This window comes from Reyranella sp., assembly GCF_965228225.1.
GTDB lineage: Bacteria > Pseudomonadota > Alphaproteobacteria > Reyranellales > Reyranellaceae > Reyranella.
On the sequence record NZ_OZ245801.1, the window covers coordinates 3925787 to 3937029 of the forward strand.

The 11243-nt window shown below is 65.7% G+C and carries 11 protein-coding genes; 3 read left to right on the plus strand and 8 right to left on the minus strand.

All coding sequences use genetic code 11. From position 1 onward, the window contains the following. Nucleotides 1–6: 6 nt before the first annotated feature. Both ACO07K_RS19025 and ACO07K_RS19030 read right to left on the minus strand, forming a co-directional pair. On the minus strand, nt 7–1575 hold the full coding sequence (locus ACO07K_RS19025; RefSeq protein WP_422030567.1) for an ABC transporter substrate-binding protein: 1569 nt from the start codon (nt 1573–1575) through the stop codon (nt 7–9). After that, nucleotides 1568–3217: a GMC family oxidoreductase gene (locus ACO07K_RS19030; protein WP_422030569.1), complete on the minus strand. Its 1650-nt coding sequence runs from the start codon at nt 3215–3217 to the stop codon at nt 1568–1570. The genes ACO07K_RS19025 and ACO07K_RS19030 overlap by 8 nt, the downstream gene beginning before the upstream one ends. A 105-nt stretch (nt 3218–3322) precedes the next feature. Between ACO07K_RS19030 and ACO07K_RS19035 the strand changes: the two genes are divergently transcribed. Next, entirely contained in the window at nt 3323–4465 is a 1143-nt protein-coding gene (locus ACO07K_RS19035) for an amidohydrolase family protein (RefSeq protein ID WP_422030571.1), read from the plus strand. Nucleotides 4466–4523: 58 nt separating this feature from the next. Here the strand turns inward: ACO07K_RS19035 and ACO07K_RS19040 are convergent, their stop codons facing one another. The 6 genes from ACO07K_RS19040 to ACO07K_RS19065 all read right to left on the minus strand — a co-directional run bounded on the left by ACO07K_RS19040 (nt 4524) and on the right by ACO07K_RS19065 (nt 9097). After that, nucleotides 4524–5138: a hypothetical protein gene (locus ACO07K_RS19040; RefSeq protein WP_422030573.1), complete on the minus strand. Its 615-nt coding sequence runs from the start codon at nt 5136–5138 to the stop codon at nt 4524–4526. Then, nucleotides 5135–5668: a TIGR00645 family protein gene (locus ACO07K_RS19045; protein WP_422030574.1), complete on the minus strand. Its 534-nt coding sequence runs from the start codon at nt 5666–5668 to the stop codon at nt 5135–5137. The genes ACO07K_RS19040 and ACO07K_RS19045 overlap by 4 nt, the downstream gene beginning before the upstream one ends. A gap of 9 nt (nt 5669–5677) precedes the next feature. Continuing rightward, nucleotides 5678–6616 (minus strand): serine hydrolase domain-containing protein, encoded by a 939-nt coding sequence (locus tag ACO07K_RS19050; RefSeq protein WP_422030576.1) that lies wholly within the window; start codon nt 6614–6616, stop codon nt 5678–5680. Nucleotides 6617–6825: 209 nt separating this feature from the next. Continuing rightward, nucleotides 6826–7065, minus strand: coding sequence for an Lrp/AsnC ligand binding domain-containing protein (locus ACO07K_RS19055; protein WP_298313303.1), 240 nt, complete (start codon nt 7063–7065; stop codon nt 6826–6828). A 27-nt stretch (nt 7066–7092) separates the two neighbouring features. Then, nucleotides 7093–8649, minus strand: a complete 1557-nt coding sequence (locus tag ACO07K_RS19060; protein WP_422030579.1) for a DEAD/DEAH box helicase — start codon at nt 8647–8649, stop codon at nt 7093–7095. A gap of 151 nt (nt 8650–8800) precedes the next feature. Next, complete coding sequence (locus ACO07K_RS19065; protein WP_422030581.1) at nt 8801–9097, minus strand: cupin domain-containing protein; 297 nt, start codon at nt 9095–9097, stop codon at nt 8801–8803. Nucleotides 9098–9235: 138 nt separating this feature from the next. Between ACO07K_RS19065 and ACO07K_RS19070 the strand changes: the two genes are divergently transcribed. After that, the gene (locus ACO07K_RS19070; protein ID WP_422036678.1) at nt 9236–10528 is read left to right on the plus strand and encodes an MATE family efflux transporter; all 1293 of its coding nucleotides are present in this window, start codon (nt 9236–9238) and stop codon (nt 10526–10528) included. Between the two features lie 28 nt (nt 10529–10556). Continuing rightward, nucleotides 10557–11240, plus strand: coding sequence for a class I SAM-dependent methyltransferase (locus tag ACO07K_RS19075; protein ID WP_422030583.1), 684 nt, complete (start codon nt 10557–10559; stop codon nt 11238–11240). The last annotated feature ends 3 nt before the right edge of the window (nt 11241–11243 follow it).

Genomic DNA, 11243 nt, shown 5'->3' on the forward strand with positions numbered 1-11243 from the left:
TGCCCGCTACTTCTTCTCGATGTTCCAGAAGACCGGCACGGGCGAGACGACGCTGCCGGTCACGTTCTTCCGGATCGCCATGGCGTTGTTGTACTGGCCGAGGAAGGCGTGCGTCGGAACTTCGGCGGCGCGCAGCTGGAGCTTCTCGACGATCTGCTTGCGCTTGGCCTCGTCGACCTCGTCGGCGAATTCGTCACGCAGGCGCGTGATCTCGGCGTCGCACGGCCAGCCGAACCAGGCCTTGTCGCAGGCCGCGCTGATGAAGCTGTAGGTCAGCGGATCGAGAGAATCGGCACCCGAGGTCGAGGTGATGAGCACGTTCCAGCCGCCCTTGTCCGGCGGATCCTTCCGGGCGCGGCGCGAAACCAGCGTCTGCCAGTCCATCGATTGCATGTCGACCTTCATGCCGGCCTTCTCCATCAGCGACTTGGCGATCGGCGCCATGTTCGTCAGCACATAGAGATCGGTCGAATGCAGCAGCACGACCGGCGTGTTGTCGTAACCACCCTCGGCCAGCAGCTGTTTGGCCTTGGCGAAGTCGCTCTCGTACTTGTCGGCGAAACCGGCCGTCGTCTCGTACGGACCGCCGCACATGAACATGGCCTTGCAGACCGTGTAGTATTCGGGGTCGCCGATGACGCCGTTCAGGAAGTCCTTCTGGTTCAGCGCATAGAGCATCGCCTGCCGGTTCTTGGCATTGTCGAACGGCTTGAAGAGCTGGTTGAAGCGATAGATGTACTGGTTGCCCCACTTGTTCGTGGTCACCATCGAGACGTTGCGATCCTTCTTGAGCAGCGGATAGAGATCGTGCTGCGGCGCCTCGATGATGTCGATCTCGCCCGCCTGCAGCGCGTTCACCGCGGTCTGCTGGTCGGGGATGGCCACCCACTCGACCCTGTCCACCTTGGCGATCTTAGCCCCGGCGAGGCCCGACGGCGGCTCGGCCCGCGGCTTGTACTTGGGGTTCTTGACGTAGACGGTCTTGTCGCCCGGCTTCCACTCGTCGGCCTTGAAGATGAAGGGGCCGGAACCCACGAACTCCTTGATCTGGTCGGTTCCCGGCGTCTCGGCGATTCGCTTGGGCATGATGAAGGGATTGCCCGAGGGCTTGGACAAGGCCTGCAGCACAACGCCCGTGGGCGACTTCAGCACGATCTGGAAGGTCTTGGCATCGACCGCCTTCAGCTCGGCGACCTTGGCCCACAGGATGTTGCCCAGGCTGTCGCGCGACGCCCAGCGCTTCAGCGAGGCGATCACGTCCTCGGTCGTGACCGGCTGGCCATCGTGGAACTCGAGCCCGTCGCGCAGGGTGAAGGTCCAGGTGAGCTTGTCGTCGCTCATCTTCCACGTATCGACCATCTGCGGCTTGATCTTGAGATCGCCGTCCAGCGCGAACAGCGTGTCGTAGATCATGTAGCCGTGGTTGCGCACGATGAAGGCCGTGGTCCAGATCGGATCGAGGATCTTCAGGTCCGAATGCGCCACGACCCGCAGCGTCGTCGGCTGCTGCGCCATCGAAACGACCGGCACGGAAAGGCCGATCGCCGCGATCAGTCCAAGAACTTTCTTACGCACGCATGCCTCCTTGTTTGCTGTCTGCGAGGACCATTCCAGCCGCCTTGTCGGCGATCATGATCGTGGGCGTATTGGTGTTGCCCGACGTGATGGTCGGCATGACCGATGCATCGATCACACGCAGTCCCTGAAGCCCGATGACCCGCAGCCGCTCGTCGACCACGGCGTGGGGATCCGACGGCAGCCCCATCTTCGCGGTGCCGACCGGGTGGAAGATCGTGGTGCCGATATCGCCGGCCGCCTTGGCGAGAGACGCATCGTCGTCGCCGACGGTCGGACCCGGCAGGTATTCCTCGGGATTGTATGGCTGCATCGCGGGCTGGCGCATCAGGCGCCGCGTCACGCGGATCGCGTCGGCCGCCACGGTGCGGTCCTCGTAGGTCGCGAGATAGTTGGGCGCGATGACGGGCTTGGCCGTGGGATCGGCCGAGCGCAGCCTGATCGTGCCGCGCGAGGTCGGGCGCAGGTTGCAGGCGCTCACCGTGATCGCCGGGAAGCGATGCAGCGGCTCGCCGAACTTGTCGAGCGACAGGGGCTGGACATGGAACTCGATGTTCGACTTTTCCTGATCCGGCGAAGACCGCGTGAAGATTCCGAGCTGCGAGGGCGACATGGTGAGCGGCCCCTTCTGCAGCAATGCATATTGCATGCCCATCAGCGCCCGGCCGACCAGCGAGTGATAGGTCGTGTTGAGCGTCTTCACGCCGTCGACCTTGTAGATGGCGCGCTGCTGCAGATGGTCCTGCAGGTTCCGCCCGACACCCTCGCGCACGTGCAGCAGTGGGATGCCGACCTCGCCCAGCCAGTCGGGGTCACCGATGCCCGAGAGCTGCAGGATCTGCGGTGAACCGACCGCGCCGGCGGCCAGGATGACCTCGCCCCTGGTCCGCGCCTCGACGAGGCGGCCGTCCTGGCGATAGAGCACGCCGGTGCAGCGCTTGCCCTCGAACGACAGCTTCTCGACCAGCACGCCGGTCTCCAGCCGGAGGTTCGGCCGCTTCAGCACCGGCTTTAGGAAGGCGCGCGCCGCCGACATGCGGATGCCGCGCTTCTGGTTCACGTGGAAATAGCCGACGCCGGTATTGTCGCCGGTGTTGAAATCCGAGGTCTCCGGAATGCCCATTTCGGTGGCGGCCTTGATCACCGCGTCGAGCACTTCCCAGCGCACGCGCGATTCCTCGACCCGCCATTCGCCGCCGGCGCCGTGATGCTCGGTATCGCCCATGAAATGGTTGTCGAGCTTGCGGAACACCGGCGCGACATCGTCCCAGCCCCAGCCGGTGAGGCCGAGCTGGCGCCAGTGGTCGTAGTCCTGCGCTTGGCCGCGCATCGAGATCATGCCGTTGATCGCCGAGCAGCCGCCGATCACCTTGCCGCGCGGATAGTTGAGCGCGCGGCCGTTGAGCCCGGGCTCCTTCTCGGTCTGGAACATCCAGTCGGCGCGCGGATTGCCGATCGCGAAGAGATAGCCGGCCGGAACGTGGAACCAGATCCAGTTGTCGCGGCCGCCTGCCTCGAGCACCAGCACGCGGTTTCGCGGATCGGCTGAGAGCCGGTTGGCGAGCACGCATCCGGCCGAGCCGGCGCCCACGACGATGTAATCGAAGTCCCCGTCGAGACGGGAAGCAGCGGTGTCAGTCATGGTCTCAGCCGTAGCACACAAGCCGACCCGCGAAACAGTAGGGGCATTGCCCTGTCCTTTAGACGGCGCATAATTCCGACCACAAATCAAAGGGAGCCAAACGCCATGCAATACAAGCGCATTTCGGCCGATAGCCACCTCGACCTGCCGTGGATGCCGCCCGACCTGTTCACGTCGATGGCGCCGCGCGATCTCAAGGAGCGCATGCCCTACGTCACCGACACCGACGACGGGCCGAAGTGGGTGGCGAAGAACGGCGCCTCTTTCGGCTTCAAGAACGGCGTCGGCCCGGCCGGCTCCAAGTTCGTCCCCGGCAAGCACGGTCGCGTCGACATCATGGCCGAGACCGGTCTCTATGCCGACGGCGCCAAGGACATCCGGCGCATCTCCGACCCGCACCTGCGTATCAAGGACCTAGATCGCGACGGCGTCGACGCCGAAGTGATCTACGGTATCCTGGGCGCCGCCAGCCGTCTCAACGACCGCGAGGCCGGCAACGAGATGCTGCGCATCTACAACGACTGGCTGAAGGATTTCTGCAGCCATTACCCAGACCGGCACATAGGCCTGGCCTGCCTGCCCTACGGCGACATCGACGCTGCCGTCGAGGAGATCTACCGGGTCGCGAAGATGGGCATCAAGGGCCTCGAGCTTTCCTGCTCCTGGGACATGGAGCCAATGTGGCATCCGATGTGGGATCCGCTGTGGAAGGCGGTGAACGACGTGCAGCTGCCGTTGCACTTCCATACCTTCCCCAACGTCCCGCCGGGCACCATCGAGAAGTATCCCGGCCGGGTCGGCCGCTCGGTGTTCTTCACCGTGGTCTCCGGCTTCCAGATGAATCTCGTGAACATCCTGGCCGCCATCATGGGCGCCAACGTGCTCGAGCGCTTCCCCAACGTCCGCATCGCCTTTGGCGAATCGGGCTGCGGCTGGATCCCCTATGCGCTCGACCGCATGGACTTCGAATGGGAGGACCGCTTCACCGACCTCGGCATGAAGATGAAGCCGTCGGATTACTGGCGCCGCCAGTGCAAGGCCACGTTCCAGTTCGACCGCATCGGCGCCAAGCTGATCGACGACATGGGCGCGGAGAGCCTGATGTGGGGCTCCGACTACCCGCACGGCGACGGCGTGTGGCCGCACTCCGACAAGTACATCAAGGAGCAGTTCGCCGAAGTGCCGGCCGAGCAGGTGAAGATGATCACCTGCACCAACGCCGGCAAGTTCTATGGGCTGATCAATTAGCGTGGCTTAAGCGCGAAGATCATTTCCTCCCCCATATGACGGGGAGGAGAAGAATGAATCAGACGAGATCGCCCTTCGACACGGTGTGACGGAGGGCGAAGACCTCACCCTCGGGCGCGTGCCGGGCGCGCGCGGCCTGGGCGGCTTCGACCGACCAGAAGAAGGCGACCAGCGCGCGTTCGATCTGCTGATCGGGCGCACCGCGCAGTTCTTTTTCAGCGGTCTGCGCCTGGCCGATATTGGCGCGGCCGGAAAGCAGGTCGACGCGGGCTGTCTCCGGCGAGGCGAGCCTGTCGAAGGGCGCGACGTTGCTTGCCTTCATGCGCAGGGTCAGTACGGCCGCCCCGATCCCCTCGCCCCAGCGCTGCTCGACCGCGCAGACGGTGCGCGAGGTGTTGCGGAACTTCGGAAAGAGGGCGCGGCTCATCTCGCTGGGGCTGCGCAGGCGGGCGTAATAGGTTTCGCTCTCGAAGGCAGCGGCTTTGTCGGCATCGTAGAACAACAGGTAGCGGCCAGGGCGCGTCACCCCCTTGAAGCGGCTGCCCCGCAGCCAACCGGGACACGAGACCCGTTCCGCGAGATGCTCGCGACTATGCCAATGCTCGAAGAAGGCCTCGTCGGCGGAATCGATGTCGACCCAGATGGCGAGTGCCGCCTTGCCCCCGGTGCTCAATGCCCGCTCGCCCCCTTCTTGTCCGATGCGATCTTGTCGATGTAGGTCAGCAGCAGGGCCGATACAACGAACGCCATGTGCATGACGACCAGTGCATAGAGCTTGCCGTTGTCGTAGTCGCCGGCCTCGAGGAAGCGCTGCAGCAGGTGGATCGACGAGATCGCCACGATCGAGCTGGCGAGCTTGATCTTGAGCGAGCCGGCATCGAGCTTGCCGAACCAGGCGAGCCTGTCGCGCGAACTGTCGACGTCGATGTGGCTGACGAAATTCTCATATCCGGAAATGATCACCATCACGACGAGATTGGCGACCATGATCAGGTCGACCAGCGACAGGACCGCCAGCACGAGATCGGCCTCCTCGGCGGTGAGCGCCTTGCGCATCAGCTCCCAGATCTTGAAGGGAAACTTCACGACCACGACGCCCAGCACGAAGACCAGCCCGATGTAGAGCGGCGCCTGGAGCCAGCGGCTGCCCATCACGATTCGCTCGACGAGGAGTTCGAGTTTCTTGGCGGGCGTCATCGACATCGTCAGCTCTCAGTTTGTCGCCATGCAGGCCGCCCTGACGGCCTGCGTGAAGGTGACGATCTCCGCGCGGCGGTCATGGTCGGTGGCGGGCACATAGGGCGGCTGCGGCAGGGCGGCAAGTGTCACAACCGCCAGATTTTCGCTCCGGAAGATGTCGATCCGTTGACCGGCATGGCCCAGCGCCGCCATCACCCCGTCCCCCAGCCACCAGCTGTAACCGTAATGCGTGATGTCGGGGACGGACGGCGCGGGGACCTTGAAGGCCGGCGTCGCCGCCGCCTCGACCCAGCCCTCGGGCAGCACACGCACCCCGTCGATGACACCATCGTTACGGACGAACTCGGCGAAGCGTCCGAAGTCGCGCAGGACCATGCCCGCGCGGCTGCCGCCGATCTCCTGCCCGGCATCGCTTTCGAGCGTGTAGAAGGCGTCGCACTCCATGCCGGCAGGCTGCCAGACCTTCTCCGACATGTAGTCGGCCAGCGGCTTGCCGATGGCGCGCGTCAGCGCAGCGCCCAGCAGGAACGTGTCGCCGGAATTGTAGAGAAAGGTGCTCCCCGGCGGATGGGCGCGCGGCAGCGACGCCATCAGCTTCAACACGCCGTCGGGCACCTTGTCGGCCAGCGACTTGCTGTAGCGGTTCACGTCGGAATTGCGGTCGGGATAGACCTCAGTCCAGCGCACGCCCGACGACATCGTCATGACGTGCCGCAGAGTGACGCCTTCATAGGCCGAGCGCCTGAGTGCCGGCAGATAGTCCGTCAGCGGATCGTCGATCGACCCGATGGTGCCGTCCTGCACCGCCGCACCGACCAGCATCGCCGTCATCGACTTCACGGTCGACATGGTCGACCAGCGGTCGTGCTCCTGCAGGCCGAGCCCGTAGCGTTCGAGCACGATCCTGCCGCGATGGATCACCAGGATTCCCACCATCACATTGCGGTCCATGAACGAGGCGACGTCGTGTTCGCGGCCGCCGGCGGTGTAGACCGGCGCAATCTCAGCCCCGCGCGGCAGCTCCCGGGGATTGGGGCTGCGACGGATCGTGCGATGGGCAAACAGCCTGTCGACGTTGCGGTAGGCGTAGGGCTGGAGGGACGGCGGGAGGAGCAGGAAGTCCTCGCCCCGCGGAAGATGCTGGCGCGGAAGGGCCGTGCTCAGGAAAACGCCTTGAAGGTGATCAGGGTGAACGTGTCCTTCACCCCCGGCAGCGTCTGGATCTGGCTCGTCACGAAATGGCCGATGTCGGTCTTTTCGTCGAGGTAGCACTTCATCAGGAGATCGTATTGCCCTGAGGTCGAGTAGACCTCCGACACCTGCTCGACGGCCACCGCATTGTCGGCAACCTCATAGGCCTTGCCGAGCTCGCACTTCACCATGACGAAAATGGTCTGCATGTACGCCCTCCGCCGCGACGCGCGATTCTAGCGCGCCGAACGGGCGAGGAAAGCCGGTACGTGATCGCCAAGGCCCATCGGCGCCGGCGAGTCGTCACGGTCGCGACGATCCTGACGCGGACGGTCGGACCGCTCCGGGCGGCGCTCCCGCGGCGGCCGCGCTTCGCGCTCGGGCCGCGCCTCGCGCTCGGGACGCGGCTCGCGATTCGGGCGTTCAGCCCGCGGCTCACGCGGCGGACGCGCTTCGCGTTCCGGACGCGCTTCGCGCTCGGGACGGATTTCGCGCTCGGGACGGGCTTCCGGCGCTGGACGCGCCGCGCGCTCGGGCCCGGCGGCCTGCTCGGCGCGCGCTTCCTTCGGCGGACGGCTGCTGCCGCTACGGCCACGGCTGCTGCTGCTCGAACCGGCGCGTCCACGGCCTCGCCCGCGACGGCGTCCGTCGGACGGTTCGAAGGCAAGGAGTTCCATGCCCGGGACTTCGACCCGCGGAATGGTCGTGCCGATCAGCTTCTCGATCGCCTCGACGAGGGGGCCCTCGTCCGGCGAGGCCAGGGTGAAGGAATGGCCGGTCAGCCCGGCACGGCCGGTACGGCCGATGCGATGGACGTAGTCCTCGGGCGAGAACGGGACGTCGAAATTGAACACGTGGCTCATCGCCACGATGTCGAGACCGCGGGCGGCGACGTCGGAGGCGACCAGAATCTGGATTTCGCCCTGCTTGAACTTATCGAGCGTCTCCATGCGCGCGGGCTGGCTCATGTCGCCATGCAGCGCCCCGGCGTTGAAGCCGTGCTTCTTGAGCGAGCCCTGCAGGATGGCCACGTCCTTCTTGCGGTTGCAGAACACGATCGCGTTCTTGATGTCCTGTTCCTTGATCAGGGCCCGCAGCGCCTCGCGCTTGTCGTCTTCCTGCACGACTACGAGGCCCTGGACGATGTTCTTGGAGGCCGAGGCCGGCGCCGACACCGTGACTTCCTTCGGATTGCTCAGGAAGCGGTCGGCCAGGCGCTTGATTTCCGGCGGCATGGTGGCCGAGAAGAAGAGGGTCTGGCGCAGCGGCGGCAGGGTGGCGACGATACGCTCGACGTCGGGGATGAAGCCCATGTCGAGCATGCGGTCGGCTTCGTCGATCACCAGGATCTTGACGTCGTTCAGCAGGATGCCGCCGCGCTCGAAATGATCGAGCAGCCGGCCGGGGGTCGCGATCAGGACGTCGGCACCGCGTTCGAGGGCGCGCTCCTGGTCGGGGAAGCTCACGCCGCCGATCAGCAGCGCCATGTTGAGCTTGTGGTACTTGCCGTAGATTTCGAAGTTCTCGGCCACCTGGGCGGCCAGTTCGCGCGTCGGCTCCAGGATGAGCGATCGCGGCATACGCGCCTTGGCGCGGCCCTCCGAGAGAATGTCGATCATCGGGAGGACGAAGGAGGCAGTCTTGCCGGTGCCCGTCTGGGCGCATCCTAGGACATCGCGACCCATCAGGCAGATGGGGATGGCCTTTTCCTGGATGAGGGTAGGCGTCGTGTAGCCCTTTTCGGCCACTGCCTGCAGTACCGGGGCGCTAAGCCCCAAACTCTCAAAACTCATTTAATTTCCGTGGTTTAGTCCATTCTTTCCGCTGGACTTGGAGCAGTCGCATAAGGCTCGAGGATCGAGCTAGACCGCTGGGCGGACCCCATATGACCCCTTGAAGGGGCCAAGTCAATGCGACCGGGCGCGGGGCTGCCCGGCGGCAAGGTCAAGCCTTCAGCTCGATTTCGACGAAAACGAACTCGAAATCGTTGGGGTTGATGACGTCGTGCTCGACTCCGGTCTGCCGGGAATAGGACACGCCGGCCCGCAGCGGTGCCGGCACGGTGGCCTTGCCGTCGAAGATGTGCAGCTCACCCGTGGTGATGGGCACCACGACATAGTCGTGGTCGTGGCGGTGCCAGCCGGTGTGGCCGCCCGGCGGGAAGCGCCACTCCGTCACGATGACACGGTCGTTTTCGGCCTGGACCGAGGGCTTGGCGAGGGGGCGTTCCGTCTGGGTCATGCGCGAAAGCTAATCCCTCGCGCAGCGTTTGTAAGGTGACACGAGGGCGCGGCCTGATATCGTGCATATGCACGCACTTGGAGTCCCGCCCTGCAGCACCCCCTTCTCACCGCGCCCATCGGCAAGAGCCTGTGGAAGCTGTCGGCCCCGACCACCGCGGTCATGATCGTGCAGACCTTCGTGGCCATTGCCGAGACCTTCATCTTCGGTCGGCTGGGAACCGACGCCCTGGCGGGCTTTGCGCTGGTCTTCCCGCTCATGATGATGATGACCATGATGGCGGCCGGCGGCATGGGTGGCGGCGTGGCGGCGGCCATGGCTCGTACCCTGGGCGCCGGCCGCACCGGAGACGCCCGCGCGCTCGTGCTGCATGCGCTGGTCCTCGGCGCGGCGCTGGCGCTGCTCTTCACCCTGCTCGCCTGGACGGCTGCGCCCTCGCTCTATCGCATGCTGGGCGGCGAAGGTGCCGCGCTCGCCAATGCCCTGACCTACTCCCACGTGCTGTTCACCGGTTCGCTGTTCATCTGGGCCAACTTCTTCCTGTCGGCCCTGCTGCGCGGCGGCGGCGATGCGGCCACGCCCGGCCGCTACATGCTCATCTCCTCGATCGCCCAGGTGCCGCTCTCCTACGTGCTCGCACTCGGTATCGGCGGATGGCCGGGCATGGGCATGGCCGGCCCTGCCATCTCGTCCCTGCTGACTTCGGCGGTTTCGGCACTGTTGCAGGCGCGCGCCCTGTGGAGCGGCAAACTCGGCTTCGTGCCGGCGACGACCGGCGTTGTCCTGCAAGGGCGGCTGTTCTGGGACATCCTGCGGGTCGGCCTGATCGCCTCCTTCTCTGCCTTCACGGCGAATCTGACCGCCATGCTGGTCACGGGTCTCGTCGGCCGCTTCGGCATCGCCGCCCTGGCGGGCTACGGAATCGGCGTGCGGCTCGAATTCATGCTGGTGCCACTGGCGTTCGGCATCGGCTCCGGCCTCACGACCATCGTGGGCGTGGCCGCCGGGGCCAACGACTGGCGCCGTGCGGTGCGCGCCGCCTGGATCGGCAGTCTGGTCGCCGGTCTCGGCATCGGTGCCTTCGGCTGGATCGTGGCACTCTTCCCCGAGGGCTGGGCCCGCCTGTTCACCGACGATCCCGACGTGGTCGCCGCCACCGTGGCCTATGTCACCCGCGTCGCGCCCTTCTACTTCGTGTTCGGCATCGGCATGACCTTGTCCTTTGCCAGCCAGGGCGCCGGCCGGATGAAGGCCCCCTTCGCCGCCGGCGTCACGCGCCTGTTCGTGGCCTCGCTGGGCGGCTGGTTCGCCGTGGAACATCTCGACTGGGGCCTGCCCGGCGTCTTCACAGCCATCGCCGTCGGAATCGTCACCTTCGGCAGCCTGATCGCGGGCCCCTTGCTCGTGCACCCCTGGCGCGGACGGGCGTGATAGGCTCGCTTCCTCACAGGAGGAAGCGATGCAAAGGCCTTCGATCATCCGGACCTGGAACCGCAACGAAGCCGACGAGGAGGCAATGGGCGCGGCCCATGCGCCGATCTGGCGGCGGATGATCGACGTTTCGATCCATGAGGACCTGCGACCGTCGACCGTGCTCGATTACGGCTGCAACCAGGGTGGCTTCCTGCGGATGCTGTACGACCGCCACCCGTTCAAGGCGGCCGTCGGCATCGATATCGCGCGCGAGTCGGTGGACCGCGCCGAGCTGCTGAAGGGGCAACGGCCCATCGATTATCGCGTGAGCGAAAGCGCGGCGACCCTCGGTCGGACGTTCGACTTCGCCTTCAGCCACGAAGTGCTCTACCTGCTGCCCGACCTCGCCGCGCACGCGACCGACATCAAGGCGGCCCTGAAGCCGGGCGGCACCTATGTCGCGGCGATGGGTTGCCACAAGGACAGTGCCGTCTGGCCGCGCTGGCGCAAGGTCATCGCCGAGACCTCGTCGATCCCGCTCTACGACCATTCGCTGGACAATGTCGCCAAGGCGTTCAGCGACGCGGGCTTCCATGTCGGCGTCCGCCCCCTCGACCTGGACGCCTTCATGCCGGTGACGGTGGGCAGCGAGTATTTTCCCAAGGTCGTGGACCAGCTGCGCTATTACGGTCAGGACAAGGTCCTGTTCCGCTTCGTGCGCGCTCCCTAGGAG

Coding starts and splice junctions, on each gene's coding strand:
- ACO07K_RS19075 (WP_422030583.1), top strand. CDS start 10,557: ATGCAAAGGCCTTCGATCATCCGGACCTGGAACCGCAACGAAGCCGAC.
- ACO07K_RS19045 (WP_422030574.1), bottom strand. CDS start 5,668: ATGTCGATGACGCCCGCCAAGAAACTCGAACTCCTCGTCGAGCGAATC.
- ACO07K_RS19065 (WP_422030581.1), bottom strand. CDS start 9,097: ATGACCCAGACGGAACGCCCCCTCGCCAAGCCCTCGGTCCAGGCCGAA.
- ACO07K_RS19050 (WP_422030576.1), bottom strand. CDS start 6,616: ATGGACCGCAATGTGATGGTGGGAATCCTGGTGATCCATCGCGGCAGG.
- ACO07K_RS19035 (WP_422030571.1), top strand. CDS start 3,323: ATGCAATACAAGCGCATTTCGGCCGATAGCCACCTCGACCTGCCGTGG.
- ACO07K_RS19030 (WP_422030569.1), bottom strand. CDS start 3,217: ATGACTGACACCGCTGCTTCCCGTCTCGACGGGGACTTCGATTACATC.
- ACO07K_RS19055 (WP_298313303.1), bottom strand. CDS start 7,065: ATGCAGACCATTTTCGTCATGGTGAAGTGCGAGCTCGGCAAGGCCTAT.
- ACO07K_RS19060 (WP_422030579.1), bottom strand. CDS start 8,649: ATGAGTTTTGAGAGTTTGGGGCTTAGCGCCCCGGTACTGCAGGCAGTG.